This is a genomic window from Bacillus sp. ISL-55 (assembly GCF_018613155.1).
Classification (GTDB): domain Bacteria; phylum Bacillota; class Bacilli; order Bacillales; family Cytobacillaceae; genus Mesobacillus.
The window spans coordinates 37,771-56,728 of record NZ_JAGGQU010000009.1 but is presented as its reverse complement, the minus strand read 5'-3'; the positions used below and the strand labels follow the sequence as shown (position 1 = coordinate 56,728).

General features: G+C 38.0%; 21 protein-coding genes. 6 read left to right on the top strand and 15 right to left on the bottom strand.

Annotation, left to right across the window (positions count from 1 at the left end; translation table 11 throughout):
• Positions 1 to 268 precede the first annotated feature (268 nt).
• The 3 genes from J7E32_RS05230 (at position 269) to J7E32_RS05220 (ending at position 3,118) form a co-directional block, all read left to right on the top strand.
• Entirely contained in the window at positions 269 to 1,696 is a 1,428-nt protein-coding gene (locus J7E32_RS05230; RefSeq protein ID WP_214904633.1) for an alanine/glycine:cation symporter family protein, read from the top strand.
• 90 nt (positions 1,697 to 1,786) lie between these two features.
• The gene (locus tag J7E32_RS05225; protein WP_214904630.1) at positions 1,787 to 2,545 is read left to right on the top strand and encodes a hypothetical protein; all 759 of its coding nucleotides are present in this window, start codon (positions 1,787 to 1,789) and stop codon (positions 2,543 to 2,545) included.
• Between the two features lie 81 nt (positions 2,546 to 2,626).
• A complete protein-coding gene (locus J7E32_RS05220) occupies positions 2,627 to 3,118 on the top strand; it encodes a staygreen family protein (protein WP_214904627.1) in 492 nt (163 codons plus the stop codon).
• A gap of 732 nt (positions 3,119 to 3,850) precedes the next feature.
• Here the strand turns inward: J7E32_RS05220 and xerS are convergent.
• The 7 genes from xerS to J7E32_RS22770 form a co-directional block, all read right to left on the bottom strand.
• Entirely contained in the window at positions 3,851 to 4,933 is a 1,083-nt protein-coding gene (xerS, locus tag J7E32_RS05215; protein WP_192472328.1) for a tyrosine recombinase XerS, read from the bottom strand.
• A gap of 510 nt (positions 4,934 to 5,443) precedes the next feature.
• Positions 5,444 to 6,715, bottom strand: a complete 1,272-nt coding sequence (locus J7E32_RS05210) for an AlbA family DNA-binding domain-containing protein (RefSeq protein WP_214904624.1) — start codon at positions 6,713 to 6,715, stop codon at positions 5,444 to 5,446.
• A gap of 206 nt (positions 6,716 to 6,921) precedes the next feature.
• On the bottom strand, positions 6,922 to 7,374 hold the full coding sequence (locus J7E32_RS05205; RefSeq protein ID WP_413632896.1) for a YdhK family protein: 453 nt from the start codon (positions 7,372 to 7,374) through the stop codon (positions 6,922 to 6,924).
• A 762-nt stretch (positions 7,375 to 8,136) separates the two neighbouring features.
• Positions 8,137 to 9,543, bottom strand: coding sequence for an MATE family efflux transporter (locus J7E32_RS05200; RefSeq protein WP_214905027.1), 1,407 nt, complete (start codon positions 9,541 to 9,543; stop codon positions 8,137 to 8,139).
• Positions 9,544 to 9,643: 100 nt separating this feature from the next.
• The gene (locus tag J7E32_RS05195) at positions 9,644 to 10,501 is read right to left on the bottom strand and encodes a hypothetical protein (protein WP_214904621.1); all 858 of its coding nucleotides are present in this window, start codon (positions 10,499 to 10,501) and stop codon (positions 9,644 to 9,646) included.
• A gap of 21 nt (positions 10,502 to 10,522) precedes the next feature.
• On the bottom strand, positions 10,523 to 10,924 hold the full coding sequence (locus J7E32_RS05190; RefSeq protein WP_214904619.1) for a hypothetical protein: 402 nt from the start codon (positions 10,922 to 10,924) through the stop codon (positions 10,523 to 10,525).
• Positions 10,918 to 11,040 (bottom strand): hypothetical protein, encoded by a 123-nt coding sequence (locus tag J7E32_RS22770; RefSeq protein ID WP_286182740.1) that lies wholly within the window; start codon positions 11,038 to 11,040, stop codon positions 10,918 to 10,920. The genes J7E32_RS05190 and J7E32_RS22770 overlap by 7 nt, the downstream gene beginning before the upstream one ends.
• A gap of 201 nt (positions 11,041 to 11,241) precedes the next feature.
• Between J7E32_RS22770 and J7E32_RS05185 the strand changes: the two genes are divergently transcribed.
• Complete coding sequence (locus J7E32_RS05185) at positions 11,242 to 12,753, top strand: multicopper oxidase family protein (protein WP_286182739.1); 1,512 nt, start codon at positions 11,242 to 11,244, stop codon at positions 12,751 to 12,753.
• Between the two features lie 393 nt (positions 12,754 to 13,146).
• Here the strand turns inward: J7E32_RS05185 and J7E32_RS05180 are convergent, their stop codons facing one another.
• Together J7E32_RS05180 and lgt are read right to left on the bottom strand one after the other, a co-directional pair.
• The gene (locus J7E32_RS05180) at positions 13,147 to 14,013 is read right to left on the bottom strand and encodes a C39 family peptidase (RefSeq protein ID WP_286182738.1); all 867 of its coding nucleotides are present in this window, start codon (positions 14,011 to 14,013) and stop codon (positions 13,147 to 13,149) included.
• 114 nt (positions 14,014 to 14,127) lie between these two features.
• Complete coding sequence (lgt, locus tag J7E32_RS05175) at positions 14,128 to 14,949, bottom strand: prolipoprotein diacylglyceryl transferase (RefSeq protein WP_214904615.1); 822 nt, start codon at positions 14,947 to 14,949, stop codon at positions 14,128 to 14,130.
• Positions 14,950 to 15,345: 396 nt separating this feature from the next.
• Between lgt and J7E32_RS05170 the strand changes: the two genes are divergently transcribed.
• Positions 15,346 to 15,627, top strand: coding sequence for an AbrB/MazE/SpoVT family DNA-binding domain-containing protein (locus J7E32_RS05170; protein ID WP_214904612.1), 282 nt, complete (start codon positions 15,346 to 15,348; stop codon positions 15,625 to 15,627).
• A 239-nt stretch (positions 15,628 to 15,866) separates the two neighbouring features.
• On the opposite strand, the gene J7E32_RS05165 is transcribed toward J7E32_RS05170, so the two are convergent.
• On the bottom strand, positions 15,867 to 16,487 hold the full coding sequence (locus tag J7E32_RS05165) for a class I SAM-dependent methyltransferase (protein WP_286182737.1): 621 nt from the start codon (positions 16,485 to 16,487) through the stop codon (positions 15,867 to 15,869).
• Between the two features lie 126 nt (positions 16,488 to 16,613).
• On the opposite strand from J7E32_RS05165, the gene J7E32_RS05160 reads away from it, so the two are divergent.
• The gene (locus tag J7E32_RS05160; RefSeq protein WP_214904607.1) at positions 16,614 to 16,979 is read left to right on the top strand and encodes a hypothetical protein; all 366 of its coding nucleotides are present in this window, start codon (positions 16,614 to 16,616) and stop codon (positions 16,977 to 16,979) included.
• 301 nt (positions 16,980 to 17,280) lie between these two features.
• On the opposite strand, the gene J7E32_RS05155 is transcribed toward J7E32_RS05160, so the two are convergent.
• The 5 genes from J7E32_RS05155 to J7E32_RS05135 form a co-directional block, all read right to left on the bottom strand.
• Positions 17,281 to 17,565 (bottom strand): SHOCT domain-containing protein, encoded by a 285-nt coding sequence (locus J7E32_RS05155; RefSeq protein WP_214904604.1) that lies wholly within the window; start codon positions 17,563 to 17,565, stop codon positions 17,281 to 17,283.
• Between the two features lie 19 nt (positions 17,566 to 17,584).
• Positions 17,585 to 17,770 carry an SHOCT domain-containing protein gene (locus tag J7E32_RS05150; protein ID WP_214904601.1) on the bottom strand — a complete coding sequence of 62 codons (186 nt, stop codon included), beginning with the start codon at positions 17,768 to 17,770 and terminating at the stop codon, positions 17,585 to 17,587.
• Between the two features lie 59 nt (positions 17,771 to 17,829).
• Entirely contained in the window at positions 17,830 to 18,264 is a 435-nt protein-coding gene (locus tag J7E32_RS05145) for a hypothetical protein (protein ID WP_286182736.1), read from the bottom strand.
• 47 nt (positions 18,265 to 18,311) lie between these two features.
• Positions 18,312 to 18,560 (bottom strand): SHOCT domain-containing protein, encoded by a 249-nt coding sequence (locus tag J7E32_RS05140; protein ID WP_286182735.1) that lies wholly within the window; start codon positions 18,558 to 18,560, stop codon positions 18,312 to 18,314.
• A gap of 75 nt (positions 18,561 to 18,635) precedes the next feature.
• Positions 18,636 to 18,860, bottom strand: a complete 225-nt coding sequence (locus J7E32_RS05135) for an SHOCT domain-containing protein (protein ID WP_214904598.1) — start codon at positions 18,858 to 18,860, stop codon at positions 18,636 to 18,638.
• Positions 18,861 to 18,958 lie beyond the last annotated feature (98 nt).

The window sequence follows — 18,958 nt, the reverse complement described above, 5'->3', positions numbered from 1 at the left end:
TCTGTCTGGACAAAGCTGATAATGGGAGTGAAGTACCATTGTAAAGCGATTGCAATTTTGGTACATTAAAAACTATATTAAAATATCTTTGTTCAACGCTCTTTTCTTAGTCCTATTTGCTTTTTCTAGCCTTTTTAAAGCCATAATACGTGATGGGTAGATAGTAAGTTACTCCTGTACTGTTGGCACTTTTAGAAGATAGGTATTAAAAGAAAAGTAATATTCAAAGTAAGACCAGCTTTGTCAAAAACTAAAAAAGGAGTTTTATATGGAGATTTTCAACAGCATCATATCTGAATTAAACAACTATATGTGGAGCTATATCTTAATTGCTGTTCTAGTTGTACTGGGTACATATTTTACGTTCAGAACCAGGTTTGTTCAATTCAAATTCTTTCCTGAAATGATCAGGGTGCTAAAGGATCCAGCCACCGTTTCTTCCGAAGGGAAAAGGGGAAGGTCTTCATTTCAAGCATTTACGGTAAGCTTAGCTTCAAGGGTTGGTACAGGTAATCTGGCAGGAGTAGCGACAGCTATCTCAGCCGGTGGTCCGGGAGCTGTCTTTTGGATGTGGGTCATTGCGCTCATAGGCGCAGCATCCAGCTTCATTGAGAGCACGCTTGCTCAAATTTATAAGGTCAAGGATAAGGATGAATTCCGTGGCGGACCAGCTTACTATATGGAACGCGGATTAAATAAAAGGTGGCTGGGAATTTTATTCGCTGTCATTATTGTTTTTACATTCGGCCTCGTTTTCAGTTCTGTTCAATCTAACACCATTTCCCTTGCTTTTGATCAGGCATTTGGATTCGATCGCTTTTGGATGGGAATCATTTTAACTGTTATGACTGCCGCAGTCATTTTTGGCGGCATCAAAAGGATTGCTTTTGTATCACAAATAATTGTGCCAATAATGGCGGTGTTATATTTAATTCTTGCCTTATTCATTGTGATCATGAATTTCAGTGAAATTCCGTCTATGCTCTCACTTATCATTAAGAATGCTTTTGGCTTACAGGAAGTAGTTGGCGGTGGAATGGGTGCAGCGGTCATGATGGGAATCAAGAGAGGCCTATTTTCTAACGAGGCTGGTATGGGTAGTGCGCCAAATGCAGCGGCCACTGCTGCAGTCACCCATCCGGTAAAGCAAGGCCTAATCCAAACATTAGGAGTATTTACGGATACTTTGTTGATTTGTACGGCAACAGCATTCATTATCATTATGTCAGGCGAATATACGAATTCTGATTTAGATGGTATACAGTTAACGCAGGCAGCGCTGACAGCGCATGTTGGCTCATGGGCACCAGCATTCGTCGGCGGAGCTATTTTCCTTTTTGCCTTCACCTCGATTATCGGGAATTACTATTATGGAGAAACAAATATTGGTTTCATCAAGGAAAGTCCTACAGCTTTATTTATTTATCGTCTTGCTGTTATGGGAATGGTTTTGTTCGGTTCAGTTGCCGAATTAGCCATTGTCTGGAATCTGGCAGACCTTTTCATGGGAATAATGGCATTAATCAACCTTGTAGCCATTACCTTGCTTGCAAAAATAGCAATGGCTGCCTTAAAGGATTATAGAGAACAGCGAAAACAAGGAAAAGATCCAGTGTTTTATGCTGATTCAATCGAAGGTTTAACAGGAATTGAATCCTGGGAATACCGTAAACACGGAGTATCTAAGAATAAATAATCATCATTAACCCCTCTGATCAAATCAGAGGGGTTTTTGTGTATTTTTTTACCATATTTGGAGATGTTAAGTATAACGGGGTGATGCATTATGAAAAAGGAACTATTAATCACGTTCAGCGCGTTCTTTTTTATGTCGTTAACCGCCCTTACCGGTGTATATGCAGGGGAATCTAATGAAAAAACGGTGACGATTTCTGAAGAAAAAGTTGATGTAACGGGTGATGGAAAAAAGGATATGATTTATGTAAAAGGAGTGCCTTTTGAAGAAGGTGCACAGTTTCTCAAAAAGATTTTCTTAAAAGTCAGAGCATCAAATGGAGAAATATATAAAATTGATCTAGATAGTGGATACGATCCCACTACTAGTTATAAAGATTTGAACCACGATTCCGTAAAGGACATATTTATCAGTGTTCCTACCGGTGGAAGTGGAGGTTTGTCGAATTTTTATTTATACACTTTAAAGGATTTCCAAGTTACCAATCTGACTGTACCAGAACCTCTTGCAGTCAACAGCCAATTTGAGGATGGTTACAAGGCTTCCATAAATATTCAGAAAACAGGGCAATCATACAGTTTTGACCTAAGCGACAGAAAAGAGGAGTACGAACGCCTGGGTTTATATCAGGATGGAAAGTTAAATGAACCAACAGAGCTAATGGTTCTTCCTTTTGGCACATTAAAGCCGATTAAGGTAAAAGAAAATCTTTATGGGTTAAAAGGCATCCAGCGAATAAATGGTGCATATAATGCGGATGGAATTGCTAATATTGAATCGACATGGTTATATGAAAAGGGGAAATGGCAATTAATAAACGCTGAAGTCAAAAGCCTGAATTCTCAATAATATAGGCGATTGTCACGGATCGCCGCTCAGTGGCATATGATATCGGAAAAGGATTCTTTTAGCGGGAAGGAGCCTTCTGCCGTGAGCAAATTCAAGCCAGAACGATTGAGCGTTAACTTTATTCCACCAGCAACTGCTTTTGTACCAATAGATAGCAGAAAATATACTTTAACACATTCCGATATTACTGGAGAGCTGTTTTTAGCAGTCGGGAATGTCTATGATTACCAGGCAATCAACTATGAAATGCGGGATGAAGTATTGGCAGACTGGATCACCATCAATGGTGAATACTTGCTGTATGCTAAGGTGTATATCAGTAACGGGGAATACGACCTGAATATGTCCAGGATCCGTTATATGATTTTCAAAAAAGAGCTGGATTTAGCACTGACTGCGATGGTATATGGAGATAAAAACTTCTTCACATATTATCCTTGGCTGCTCGATGCTCCAATTTATGTACAGTTTTCATCTATTTACGCAGAATTTAATCAGGTAGCTTACTACGGTACGCCAAGAACGTATCTTAACAAAGTGAATAAGGAAAGAACCCAAGAAGCACAGGCGTGAACCTGTGCTTTTTAAATTATTAGTTGATAGAAATACTAGATAGAGGTACATAATATTGTTATGTAAACAAGTGAAGTGAATTGAAAGAGTATAAAGGAAGATTGGATTGACTTTGATTATAATGTTTTAAAGACAATGTAAATGAATAACTGGAAATATAAGAAATAATAGAGTTTTTAAAAGTGTCCGGTAAGTTTTACTCAAATGATCCAGAAGCCTGATTGATGATTGATAAAATGAATTTTTTGATAGCAAAGCAAATGGATCTAACTAAAAAGCAATTGAATTTAACTAGTATCCAAAACGAATTTTTATAAGTAAAAGAATTTCACTAGTATTTAGAACTAAGTTGATTGTTGTAAAAACATCATGATTAAGTGAATTTATGAAAATTTTGATTTTGTCTCACTGATTTAAGTATACTTAGCTAATGAGATACCAATTTAAATTATTTATTCAACTTCCTAGAATTTATGTTATGTAAACTAGAAATTAAATATTTTATGAGAGGTTAATCTGTACTCTTCTCCTGTCCGTTGAAGAGAATCTGCCTACATAAATGAAGAGAATGTGCCTACATTCCTTCCATTTCAGTGTTTTAGAACAAAAATCTTAGTTGCTGCACTAAAATCACTGAAATTTTTTTGAAAAGACCTTGCCTACATTGTTAAAATTTGAAGAGAATCTACCTACATACATAATTTTTGAAGAGAATTTACCTACATTAGTTTTTTATTGTTCTTTAGGCATATTAAGTTTATTGATTGCATTCTTTAAATCCTCATTCTTCAGATGTGTATATATCATTGTAGTTTCAATTGAGGAATGGCCTAACTGTCTTCTTAACTTAGGTACATCATTTATTTCAGAATGGTACCTCGTTGCGAATGAATGTCTTAATTTGTGTACTGATAAGGAAGGTTTCCCGAACGCAATCGCGTATTTTTCAATTAATTTCTCGATAGCTCTTCCTGACAGCCTTCTGGTAGTTCCTTTAGGACCCATAGGAGCTGCAACAAACACAGCTTTATTTTCTCTCGGAATATTGTAATTATTACTCCTAATACTCAGATATGCTTTTAAATCTGTCATTGCTTGCTCACTAAAGTATACGTATTGTTCTTTGTTTCCTTTTCTTATTACTCTCACACAGTTTTTATTAAAATCTATATCCTCTATATTTAACCATACTAATTCAGATAACCTTAAACCTGATCCTAAGAATAATGATACAATTGCTGTATCACGTTCTTTATTCATTTTATAAAATGTAGTAATGCGTTTATTGGATTTATTTATTTCACCGTAATCCTTAGCAACAAATACTCTGAAGTCCTCATATTCATCTCCAATTAAAATTTTTCCTTCCATTCGGTTTGCAATTGTTTCAGGATCCTCGGACACATCATTAAATTCAATTTTCGCCATTACATTGCGGATTAAATATGGTTCTAACTTTTCGGTTTCAGCTATATTTTGCAGATAATTGAAGAGTGATTTTAAAGATGATAACTTTCTATTAATGGTAATTTCTCTGTTGTCTAACTGGAACTTTAAGAAGCTGAGAAAGTCTTCGATTTGTTGAGTAGTCAGCGTCTCAAACAATGACAGCGGAATTTCTTTTATTTCTCCATTATAAAAACCCTCAGACACCAACCAATTAAAAAAGATCTTAAAATCATGACAGTAATTAAGCAAAGTGCCTGGTGAGAGTTTTCTTTTTTTCTTATCAATATATTCTTCTACATACCATGGGAGTTCTTTAAGTATTAAATCAAGTTTTTTGTAATTTTGTGACTGCGAGCTGTTTTTCATCAAATTACTCCTAAGGAAAAAATTAGTCTTCGTTATAATATTACATCAAATTCATATTTTACGTAATAATATTTTTAAATCCTTGGGCTAACTGTGCAAAAAAATGTATCCCCCTTTTCTTTGTTATGACTAAACCAGGCAACTATAAATATTTCGTATTTTTTAAATTACTTTGTTCTTAGGAACCTCTCAAAACCTGATATTCTATTTAGCTAAATAACCAACTAATGATCTCCTCCGGTGCATCAATAGACACTTATCATTTATTTCTCTGCTTGGTTCTTAGCTACACAAGTTATATAGGTATATAATATTATTGTTCTATGAATAAATTTATGTAAATTATTGTTTAGTTTAGGAAAAGGGATTCCGACACTTTTTCGCTAATGATTTAAGGACCTCCATCGAAATACTTCCACCCTTATCTTTAACTATTGCCTGAATCTTATTACTTTAAAATAAGCCCTTTTCCTATGAAAAGAGCTATTCTGCTGGCCACCAAATCTGCAATTATAATAATCCTTTTAACAGTTTTTGTTGCTCTTCTATAAATACTCCTTTAATTGCATGAATGTCCCAATTAAACTTTTCAAATAAATTATTTAATACCTCAATTGCGATTGTACTACCATTAGATATTAATTCTTCAACCCCAATGTTTATTTCTAAGTGTGCTTCGTCCTCTATAGTTGAAATATAGTCACGGAAAAGCGGTCTTGTACCTTCATAAAAGAAAAGTTGTCGTCCTTTAATACCATTACACTCAATTCTTATTGTAATTTCATTTCCTACTATTTTCCCTTGTGCTAACCTTGTTGCAAATTCAAATATTTCTGTGAATAAATAGAGCGAACTAATAATCTCTAATCCCTTCCCATTCACTCTTTTTTGATACCTCTCATCCATATACTCTTCGTACATGGAATTATAATAAATGAATTGACCACTCTTATAAAATCTTAATAGCTCTTTGAATTGACCGAAGTTTTCTTTAGACTGGACATAATTGTTTCCATTCGCAAAACCGTTCAAGTGTGGGAAATCCCACCCTCTCAAACTCAACTTGTTGTCTTGTAATATCTTTCTACAATTTTCCAACGTTTCAATTCTATCTTCCTCATAATAAGTAGGTCTTATTGTAATTTTCCAATAGCCTTTTTTCTTAATCAGTTGGACTATTTCATCATCTTCAATTTCAACTAACTCTTTCGCATAACTCTCTTGGGATGTATCGTCGTCAGCTAGGTGTAATCCAGAATCTCTTACCCTCATATAGAATTGTCTAATTCCCTTGTTTATTGCAAGATCCATTAATTCTCTCATTTCCGATTGAGACCTAATAAGAGCAGATTCTGGCTTTGTTTTTGATCTTGAAAATACCGCTCCTTCTTTTAGTCCTTGTTCTCCACTCCTTTTACAAATAATAGGCAATTCATCAAACTCAGAGATTTTAATTAATATAAAGTACTTATTATCCTTTTCAATTGGATACATATGGAACGCTATAGGAGGATCTGCGAATTTATTAACCTCAACTACTATATGATCATAGTTTAATTTTAAGAAATGCTCCTGTTCCATACCTGTTAATTTCTCTAAGCCTTGTTTTTCATCATCAATGCCAAGGATAAGGTTCCCACCATCTTTAGTATTACTCATAGCTAAAATACATTTTACGATCTTTGCTTTATGTTGTGGATTACCCCAATTGTAAGTTTTCTTAAATTCGATATTCCTTGTTTCTCCACCAGCCTCTAATAATTCTAATATTTTTTCAAACATTAAATCAGCTCCTGAAAAATTTTATTATCACTAGTGATATTTTACTATTTATTGGATATAAATGACTATGAAATAAACCATTTTATAGAACCGGGGGACAAAATTCTAGGTAGTTTCATTAAGTATTTAAAAAAAACAAAGTATACAAGCACATTAGTACCTGTATACTTTGTTTTTTCGATGTTATACTTTATTATCTTGTTTTTTTACTCAATGGATTTTAATTCACTTTCAGTGATCCATTTATGATTCTCTACTTTTTCTCCATATGTTGTTGTAAAGTCAAGCATATAGACAGTGGTATCTACAGCTGATTCGATGATAGCCGTAGCACCATCCATGCCTTTCATGTGATCTGCGTTAAGGGTTACTTCTGTACCAGGTTCAAGAGGTTCTTCCCCCGGGTTTTCTAACTCTTCATGAATGACCCATTTATGATCTTTCACAGGCTCTCCGCCAGTTGTAGGGTAATACGTAACAGAGTATGCTGTGGTGTCATATGCTCCTTTTATGGTTGCTAGAGCACCTTTCATGCCTGGCATATGATCTGCTTCAATTATAGCCTGGCTTCCGATTTTGAACTTCGGATTCTCTGCTGTAGCAAGTCCTTCAGGAACTTCACCTGAACTGGACATTGTATCAGCCAGTTGAGATTCCATTGTTTCCTTGACCACAGAAATTTTAGAGCGAACCTCGTTTATCCATCCATAAATCTCTTCAGCAATTGGATCAGGATTACTTTGATTTTTAACCTTGGCATCTAACTGGTTTTCCGCAGCGTTTAAACGATTAAGTAAGGGATTTATATCCTCTAGGTACTTCTCATACATTTCTACCTCTGCAGCTGTTAGAGGAGCTTCCCCTAGTGAGGCTTCGATATCCTCGATTTTAGTTTTAACAGCAATCACTTTCTTTTCTACAATAGCTAGTTTTTTCTCATCATTCAATTCAACTTCAAGCTGATTATTGGGTTGGAATTTACCTCCGGGATTATGGGCTTCTGCCGATACTCCTGCAGCTGAAAAAACGAGTCCTAAAGCCGCTAAACCTAATCCTGAACTTCTTAACAGTTTATTATTGGTCATTAATGTTCCTCCTTAAAAAATAGATTCTTATGTCCTATACCTCTTGGATGCTTGGTAAAACACCAAAAAACCAATAAGAGTGAATTTCATAATTTTAACAGAACTAGGGAGTTTGATTTGGTAGCTGGAAAGAAGGTTATTGCTATGACATCTCCAGTTACACGATTAATTCTGTACTTTTTGTTCTTTAATGTGTTTGATACAACTCGATCTAAGGACTTTTTATTTTTACTAAACACCTTTTTTAAGCAGGAACCCCTTACGATAAGCTTAGATTCAATTCAATAATATTGTTACCTAAAAAAAGCATACAGATTGATAACTGTATGCTCCTTATTAATAGTTATTAGCGCAAGCTGACATGGTTTCTTTTGTCGTTTGCGGATGACAGTGCGACTCTGGGTCTGGTGCTTTTTCGAGCGCCATCCATTTTCCTCGTTTGAATTGGATTGCAAGGACAATTGCACGAAATGCGATATCGGCTCCGATTGCTATCCATACTCCCGCAAGTCCCCATCCTAACTTGATTCCGAGGAGGTAGACAAGTACGGTTCGTACAGCCCACATCCCGAAGCCGGTTAGGTACATTGGAAACTTCGTGTTATTTGCACCCTGGAATGCACCTGTAAGTACCATTAAAACAGCGAGAAACGGCTGGAAAACACCAGATATTTTTAATGCGGTTCCTATATTATCGATGACCTGCTGATCTTCGGTGAAAAAGCTGCCTGCCCAGTCACCGAGGATGAAGAGCAAGGCACCGAGCAGGGTCATCGCTCCTACTGTGAGATAGGTGGATAGTTTCGCATAATGCTTAGCCTCCTCAAGATTACCAGCACCGATTTGCTGGCCAACCAAAATGGTGGCGGCAGTAGCAAATCCATATCCAATCATATAGGAAAATACTTCGACATTGCCTGCAATCTGATGAGCGGCAAATGCATTGGTACCAAGGGCAACGACGAAACCAAAATAGACGATTTGACCGGCACGCATGACTAGTCTCTCGCCTGCAGCTGGGGCTCCAAGAGAAGTCAGTTCCATTAAATGTGTCCTGTCAATACTCCAGTAATCTCTTCTGAAGGTAAGGGTTTCTGTTTTATTGACATAGTAAAATAGCGCAATACTGCCAATCAATCGTGAAATTACGGTTGCAATCCCTGCTCCTACGATGCCCATTTCGGGGATGAACAAAAAACCGAAAATGAGTACATAATCCAAAACTGCATTGACAATATTGATGACAATACTCACCTTCATCGGCGATTTCGTATCGCCTGCTCCCCTCAGGATAGCGCTTAATACAAACATGAAGCTCATAACAATCGAAGGTATCCCAACAATACGGAAATACAGGGCACCGGCCTCGAGGACCTCTGCCTCGATTCCCATTAATTTCAGTAGCGGTTCAGCGAAAATCAAAGTAATGAGCCCCGTTATAATTCCAAATATGACAGCAAGGACGATTGATTGCTGTGATATATGCCTTGCTTTTTCCGGAAGGTTAGCACCAAGGAAGTTTGCAATCCTTACATTGGCTGCTACCCCAATTGCCATAAATAATGCAAAATATATCGCAAGGACTGCATTGGTGACCCCTACCGCCGAAACTTCTGCCAGACCGATTTTAGATACAAAGTATGTATCGACAAAGCCGAGGATCGTCTGGAAAAAATTTTCAATGACTGCGGGAATAGCAAGCACCGTGATAATTTTCAATCGACCTTTGTTCGTTTGCGGCATGTCGATTTTCCCCTCAATATCCTTCACAGTTCCACCTCCTTTACTAGTAAATTGAACAATAGCACACATTCATGTGTGCCATTGCAGTTACTGATGCCTTTTACTTGACTTCAATCACAAAAGGCACCGTATAAAGTTGTTGTTTGTACTTGAACTGACCCCAGATTTTATACAATCCACTCCGGGGAAAACTTGTCATATACTCAACATCTGGTCCTTTTGTGTTTTCATCTACTGGATGTACATGGAGAAATTCATTCATATCCTCACTGACAATTACGACATGTCCTGCAGAACCAAGATAGGGTTCAAGTTCAGTAATTGGGTTTCCATTCTTATCATTTAGAGTGAAAATCAAACTTATATGCTCATCTGCTTTTGCTTTTGGGAGAATAAGCTCGATTGTCAGGTCATCTATCTCCTTTTTCAAAAGCTTGTCGGGAACAACCTCTTCCTTGGTTTCCGAGCCTGTTACAACAAGCTCATGAGAGGCAAGCTGCTGATTCGCCCCCTCCGGCAGGAAATCTGCATAAAATTTATATTCCCCTGCCTTTGTGAAGGTTGTCTTCACCTGAAATCTACCTTTCCCACGATAATGCGGATGAAGATGCTGGAATACAGATAAATCCTTTTTAATTGCCAGTAGGTGCATTTCTTTTTCATGCACAGCTAAAAAAGTCTCGATAACCTTCCCGGAGAGATCTTTTATGTCAATAAAAATTTCTGTTTCTTGATCCACTTTGACCGTATGAGGGTTTGAGATCCAATCAACCTGTACTTTTGCTATGTTCTCCTTATGGTCGGTGTGTCCCTGATGGGAATCCATCATGCTATGTTCTTGATGATGTTCATGACTGTAATGTTGTGTTCGACTGGACTGGCTACTATCTTTAGTCATACTGCTGGTCTGACTGTGGTCATGATTGTTTACAGTACTATGTTCATTTTCATTATTCATCTCTCGACCTCCAATCAAAATCTATTCTTCCATCATATGACTGAAATGATTCGTGACTTTCTTTTGTTCATCTGGCGTACCCATAGGTGTTACATCTGCTTCAATCTCCTTCAGGAATTCAGTAACCATATTAAGCAGCTTTACTTGCTGAAGTGCCATTTCAATATGAGTCTGTTTGACCTGCGGGTCCTTCATTTTAAGAGCTGAGACGAAGTTATCCTTCGCTATTGCCTCTGTAGAAGCCTTAATTTCCATTGCGATGTGCTTGTCCATCAGCTGTGACCCTCTAGATGTAGTTTCGAGCTGACCCTCCGGAAGCTCATTGAAATCCGGAAGCTTCTCAAAATCACTTTTGTCAGGATCAAGCATATCCATCATGATACGCACATGGCTTCGTAAAATCCCTACCTTAGTATTTAGCAATTCAAGTAATTTTTCCTCTTTGCTTCTCTTGCCATAAGCTTTACTTTCATGATCATGCCGTCATGGGCAGGTAGGTGAGTTGAAATTAACCCTAAGTCAGATGCAGGTAATAGCATATTTATATTCCTCCTTAATTTTATTTACTTTATAGTTTCTACCACGGGTTTCTCGAATTAAACTCCATAGAAAATGCATATTTGACCACAGTGAGCAGTATTGTTTGCAATTATAAACCTGCGCTTATAAAATACACAGCGAGGTATTGTGCATTCAAAAAGAAAGTCATGTAAAAGCTAGTAAGACTAAAGGAGGAAAAAATGGTGAAAAAAATTGTTATGGCCGCACTTATCTTATTGATTCTACTCATTGTGGGCGGCTGGTTTTTTATGAGGGGTTTTGGCGGCATGAACGGCAACATGCCTGGACAAGGGGGAGGAATGATGGATGGTGGTATGATGGGTAACGATAACGGAGAGGTTGAAGATATGAAGAATGACTCACTCGCTGATGGAGGAACCTCTCTTCCCATTCCCCCCATCCTAAAAGACGAGAATCCAGACCCAGGAAAAGCAGAGTTCACTCTTGTTGCCCAAAAAGGATCCATGGAGTTTATAGAAGGCAAACCAACAGATACGTTTGGATATAATGGCGATTACCTAGGACCCGTGATTCGTGTAAAAACTGGAGAAGATGTTTCAATAAAAGTAAAAAATGAGATTGATGAAGCAACCACGGTCCATTGGCATGGACTAGAAGTTGACGGCGACCAGGATGGCGGCCCTCATTCCGGCATCCAGCCTGGAACAACGTGGAATCCGCAATTCAAAATTGAACAAAACGCTGCTACTTTATGGTATCATCCCCATCTCCTCCATGAAACTGGCGAACACGTATATAAAGGACTTGCTGGTCTGTTTATAATTGATGATGAAGACAGTGAGAACCTGGATCTGCCTAACGAATATGGGGTGAATGATATACCATTAATTGTCCAGGATAAACAGCTTGATGAAAACGGTCAGTTTACCTATGATTTGAGCATGCACGATGTCATGATGGGACTGCAGGGAGATACGATTATGGTGAATGGAGCCATTAATCCTTATATTGAAGTTCCTAAAGGCAAGGTCCGTTTCCGGCTGCTGAATGGCTCTAATGCACGGATTTATCAATTCCAACTGAGCAACAATCAGAAATTTTACCAGATCGGGACAGATGGTGGACTCTTAGAAAAACCCGTAGAAATGGACAAGCTTGTATTAGGGTCCGCAGAGCGTGCTGAGTTGATTGTGGATTTCTCTGAATTTAAGGAAGGAGAAACCGTTGAATTGACCGATAAGGGCACCTCGTTTATGAAATTCATCGTCACAGACGAAGAAAAAGGTCCAAAAGAGGTTCCATCAAAACTGGTTGACATTCCGGATCCGGATGAGGCTATGGCTGTGAGGACAAGGGCGTTTGTCATGTCCGGGATGGGACGCAACGTCAGCATCAACGGCAAACAGATGGACATGGACCGAATTGATGAACAGCTTAAGCTTCACGATACCGAGATATGGGAAATTTCCAATGAAGGAATGGGCATGATGGGCAATAATATGGGTATGGCTCATCCGTTTCACGGTCATGGAACCCAATTCCTGATCCTTGACCGTGACGGGAATCCTCCCCCACCGAACGAACGAGGGTGGAAGGATACCATTTTGGTTGCACCTGGTGAAAAAGTCCGAGCAATTGCAACATTTGATCATAAAGGGTTATTTATGTACCATTGTCATATTCTCGAGCATGAAGACGCAGGGATGATGGGGCAATTTAATGTGGAATAGGCTCAAGGCTCCGGTGATTTACCGGAGCCTTTTGGTTGACCACTGTCTTAGGGTTTATGCATCTCAGATTCGCACCTATGCAAATAACGCAACTATAGCAGAAAGGCTGTCGCATATTAAACGACAGCCTTTCATGCATGGGAAAGATTATATTAAAAAAGGGGGGTCCTAGTAATTAAATAATAACGAATCAACGTGCATTTAGTGTGCAATTAATATTACATATGCATTACATTTCTCTTTATTAAAATTGATGAAAACTTTCTTGTCACAGAAGTTCGCATTTTTACATTTGTTAAAAAGAAAGATTTACATTATCCAAAAATCACAAAATGTGGATGGATGGTTAGCTAGTAGGTATTAATTAAATTCGTGCTAACCTAATTAACACCTTTATTCAGAAATCTGAGAATCAGGTAAAATGATTATGGCTTGCTTGCCCATTTGCTCCCAGGCCTCTTCAAAACTGTTGTATGGTTCTTTCCTGTTTTTTAATCCCGTGATAGGATCGTTAAAGTATATATATTTATCGTCGTAACCAGTAATTAGCACTGAATGTTCTTTGTATGTGATTGATACCGGTCCAGAGGGTGTTATCCATTCCTCAAAAGAAGAGGCCGGCAACTTCTTATAGGTTGTATTTATGATCACCCATATCGGAAGGTCCAAGGATAAATAGGTTTTAATTTCGGAAAAGTCAGCCCCCGTTATATCCTTTACTTTACCAGGTAAGTATTTTTCAGCTAGCTCAGTTATTGGTCTATGGTAAACACCAAATCCAGGTTTATTATAGGTATACATATCCCCAATATAGCCATCGTTTGGATGCCCCCAGTAAGTTACACCCTCTCTTTTTTTGTGCAACACTGGATTCTTCTTAATGCCTGAAGCTAATTCCATTTTATCCACATCAATATCATTGTATTGAAGCAACATTGCAAGACTAGTTACTTCACATCCTCGTGGAAGTTCCGGAAATTGTTTTACCACCGGCGCGTCAAGAAGCACTTTATCCTTTATTCTTACAATCACATTTTCCTTTATTGGTCCCTCGCTTTCATCCGGTTCCTTCATTGAAGTTGCTTGATTTACAACATTCCCTCCCATTGCAAATACCTTATCAAGTGATTCACCGTTCCGATAAAGAAAATATGTATATGCGATTTGGTAAGCAATTGTGAGTATAACCATAATGATTGCATGCCTTAATATACCGTTCTTAATCTTTGGACTCCCCCTGCCTGTAAATTTTTTAACCATGTTATCATTAAATTTAGGAGAATTTATGCAGGGTGTCATTTTCTTATCTTTTTGGTATTCTTCACTTAAAACCCCAGAACTCTGGGGAGTCTGGGGGTATGATATGTGTTTAAGCTACTGAGTAGCAGCACTTTCTTTATAAGACTCATCTGCCAATCCTTTATGCCTTCGATACAAGGCGATTGAAAGAGAAAGGCCAATCAAAACCAGTGACATGACTTGGGCTATTCTTAATCCATCCGTTACCATAAGACTGTCCGTCCTCAATCCCTCCACAAAAAACCTGCCTACTGAATACCAAATGAGATAAGAAAGGAAAACTTCTCCCCGCTTGACTCCGAACTTTCTGATGGCAAGGAGTACAAAAAAACCTGAAAGATTCCATAAAGATTCATACAAAAAGGTTGGGTGGTAATACGCTCCTTCTATATACATCTGGTTAATAATCCAGTCTGGCAGCATTAAATCTTCAAGAAATGTTCTTGTCACCTCTGTTCCATGCGCTTCCTGGTTCATGAAGTTTCCCCATCGACCAATGGCCTGCCCGAGAATAATGCTAGGAGCAGCTATGTCAGCGAGCTGCCAGAAAGAAATTTCTTTTTTTCGTGCGTACACTATCGAGGTTGCTACCGCACCGATCAATCCTCCATGGATGGCGATGCCGCCTTCCCAGATTGCTAGAATCTGTCCTGGATTATCCAAATAGTAATCTAGTTTGAATAATACGTAATATAACCGAGCACTAAGGAGAGAAATTGGAATCGCCCAAAGAAGTAAATCTGAAAAGACATCGGGGTGCAACCCTCTTCTTTTTGCTTCTTTTGTAGCAAGTAACCATCCTAAGAAAATCCCAAAGCCGATAATTATGCCGTACCAATAAATAGTGATAGGGCCTAATTCCAATGCTATTCGATTAATTGGTTCAAAGTTTCCCATCTATTTCACCTCTTCTATGTCATTCTCTGTCATCATACCTTGTATTTATGGATTTTGTATGGAGGGGAACAAAGAACATTGATTTTCCCTTATTCGGCATTAGCTAGAAAGATAGAATAGTGACTAGCTGTTTATAAATGAAGAAACGGCTGTATGCGGGCCGTTTCTTCGAGGGAAGTTAAGGAGTAACCACCCTACATGTTAGCGTATATTTGTGCAATAACTATGGATATTCAACCATTCTTCTCAACTTGGGCTGGACTTTTCTTAATACATTTTGGATTTTATATATATTGATTAACCCCTGCATACTTTCTACTCATTTATTCGATACCATAGGTTAATAAAACTTTGTGAAAAGCACAGAGTAGAAATCCTTAATTGGAGTGAGAAGTTATGCTAATCAGGAAACTTTATAATAATGGCCAAATCGTCATACCGAAGAAAGTGACACAAGAACTCGGAATTGAAGATGGTCACGTGCTTTATATTTATAACGAAAAAGATACTATTGTTATTGAGAAAGACCACGAAGATAAATACTTAAATCAGGCAACACTAAATAATGGTAACTTAACGATACCTTGTGAACTACGTAAATTGCTAAATTGGGAAGGGGAAAATTTCCTGGAAATGGAGGTAAGCTCAAACAACAAAATTAACCTTAAGAAAATTTGATTTAAGCTCAATGGTAAAACCCTAATGCATTTTATTAAAAGTAATAATATTTCAGATACAACCTCGACAGACACTGAAATGTCAATTATACCGTCATGTTCTGTACTAGGCTTACCTTATGTATTTATTGGATAATTTTGCTTTAGTAACACAAATAGTTAATCAATGATTAAGTCAAAATAATTAAAAACCCCAAACAAAAAACGGTTCTGTTTTTGAACCGTTTTTGTTACATTGATCTATTTATTTGGAGAAAGCAACAGTCTTCTCATTATTGACCCCATTAGTCTTTCTTCGCCAACAACTGACAATCCTGCTGATTTAATGTTTGCCATTGTCTCCCGGTTTATATTTGCTCCCCACATTCCCACTGTTATTGGATTCAGTATATCCATTACAAGTCCTGCCGCCTGGTTTTCGCTTCTCATATGCTCAAGCATAAGAATCTGTCCGTCCGGTTTGCAAACTCTTCTCAGTTCTTCTAGACCCACAATCGGGTCTGGTACAGAGCAAAACACACAGGTAGATACTACCGTATCGAAGCTATTGTCCGGAAAGGGCAGTTCCTGGATGTCTCCCTCTATTAGTTCCATTTTATAAGACGCATTAAGTTGTGACGCTTTCTGTTTTGCATACTTTAACATATCGCTGCTGAAATCCACTCCAATCAAGGATTGAATATTATTCGGATAAAAAGATAGGTTCGCCCCAGTCCCTACCCCTGCTTCCATGACATCACCATATGCGCCAGCCAGTAGGTCTCTCCTCCAATCTTCTCGAATCATTCTATCCATTCTGTCATAAATTTTTGAAACTCGGTTGTATCTTTTTTTAATTTTCTCATTTAATTCCTGTTTCAATGAAACCATCCTCTCTGATTACGGATTAGTGACCATTATACTGGCAAATTGTGCACAAAGAATGAATAAAGTATTTCTAGTTCCATTTTTGAACCTTTATAATATAATTTTAGTGAGGTGAAAAAAATGTGTGTTTCTCATCATAATATCGACCAGATATCATACCATACCGCCGAACAAATCGTGCAATTCACAGTTTATCGCCCGTTGCATATTGAATTGATCGGGGAAGGCAGCTTTGCCATTGAAGCAGGCAAACCCTTTCCAGTTGAGAACCACGGAGTGATTTCAAAAATCGTACTGGCTGATAAGGATGGTAACCTGTACCGAATTGAGCCAGATGAAATCGGACTTCAGTTTGCTCGCGGAGAGATTGATTACAAAGAATATTTAAATCAACAGAAAAAGGGAAACCGGCAACTGATTGGTCTGACACTAGGACTCATCACTCTGTTTGCAACAGCAGGTTGGGGATTTGTTTCGCTTTTCTAAAAATAGTCATGGTAAAACTGATGAAAAGAAAGCTGCCGTTTGGCAGCTTTCTTTTAGAGTAGGTTTTTAGAAATTATTTCATATTCACTCTGAGAAATCTCGCCTTTGACGTAGCGCAGTTTCAGAGCTTCAGAAGGAGAATCCTTTTGTATTGAATCTTGCTTCTGCTTTTTGAAAGAGTACATAAGGTCAACAAACAGCTTCCTTGTCATCTTGATTAGTCTGAACAGATCTCCAGTCCTCAATAAATAATAGAAGACTATGGCTGCTAATATAAGAGTCACCACTTCATTCACCTCGATTACGATTTAATCGATTTTAAAATTTGCTGGAATTCATCTAAGGTGATCTCTCCTCTTGCGTATCTTAACTTTGCCATTTCTTCGGCTTCTATTGATTGGATATTCCCTGAATCCGCCTTGGGTAGAAACTGGTTTTTCATCAGAAAATATACTCCAATTGCAATTAGAACAAGAAAAATTAAAGTAGACGAGTTAAAGTATGGCATCATTCCAAACTGGGTGAAGCCGGATGGACCGCTATATCCATAACCATTTATAAAAGAACCCATGTGACCGTTCATCATTTGTCATTGCTCCTCCATATTAAATGAGATTTTTCAGTTTAACGTATTCTTCCTCAGTAATTTTGCCTGCAGCATACCTCAAATCAATGGTCTGTCTGGCCGAGGTATTATCTGGAACGTGAGTACCCATCTTCCCAAACCATTTTTGTAAATCGCCTGTTTTGTAAAGGTAAAAACCTATTGCCAAGATCAACAGTGTAAACATTGTTTCAATCCTCCTGAATTTTGGTCTTAAGGGCCGGAAGACCGGCCCTCAGTAAGATTTTATAAGCCCATGTTCCCCATACCCTGGAAATTCCGGCTGTCAGATGCGCCACCTGTACCATGCATCCCTTTATACATATCCTCAAGGTCTTTAGTGCTCAAATCAGGATGCATTTGCTGCATATATGGCTTCATTTGCCCAAAGTTGATATTCTGGTCATCCATGAATTTTTGCATATCATCAAAATCTCCTGATTCCATCATTTGATTCATCTCATCGATATTTACACCCTGTTCACCCATGAACTCCTGCATATTTTCAAAGTTGCCCTCACCCATGATGTTAGCCATATTCTTGAAATCAATTCCCTGCTCCTTCATAAGATCAGCAGGATTAACTGCATTTTCCTTCGCAGATGCCATATACAATCCTGTACCTCCTGTTGCGATAAGGGCTGCTGCTAATGCGCCAGTAATAATTGTCTTTTTCATCATAATAAACACTCCTATTTTTTTATTTTTAAAAGTTTTTTTAAAACTTTTTATAAAAGGTTTGCTTTCATTTTTTCGAATTCTTCGACAGTGATTTCTCCTCTTGCCAACCTGCCCTTGGCAAGATCAATTGCTTGATTGTTCACTGCCTGGAGTGGAAGCGTTTGTTCACTCCTTCTATTCTGGTTGAAAGCCAGATATAGCAGATAGCCGACTGCCAGGAAAACTATTATCATCATCAAGGATCCACCTCCCATCCCGAAGCCTCCAAAGTAACCATACCCAGGTCCCATCATCATTTCCTTCTCTCCTTTCCATTTCTTTATACTTTCATTCTCTTTTAAAAATTTGTAGAAAGTATGAAGCGAAAACTGTTATTTTGAAACAATGTCTTTCATCTTTTGGTACTCTTCCGGGGTGATGTCCCCTTGTGCCAGCCGCATCTTCAATTGTTCCATTGCTTTACTAGAATCAGGCAGATTCGACCCATCTGATTTCTTCCTGTTCTTCAACAAGTAGATCAAAAGACCAACCAACAGTAAACCAATTAGTAAGCCAATCGGTCCGCAGCCAGCTGCTGCAAAACCAGGTCCCATCATGATAGCCCCTCCTTTCTGGTGATGAAGTTTGTTTCTATGCTTTAAATATAAAAGCGAATCATGGAGAAAGTATGTAGAGTGAAAAAATTATAAAGAAC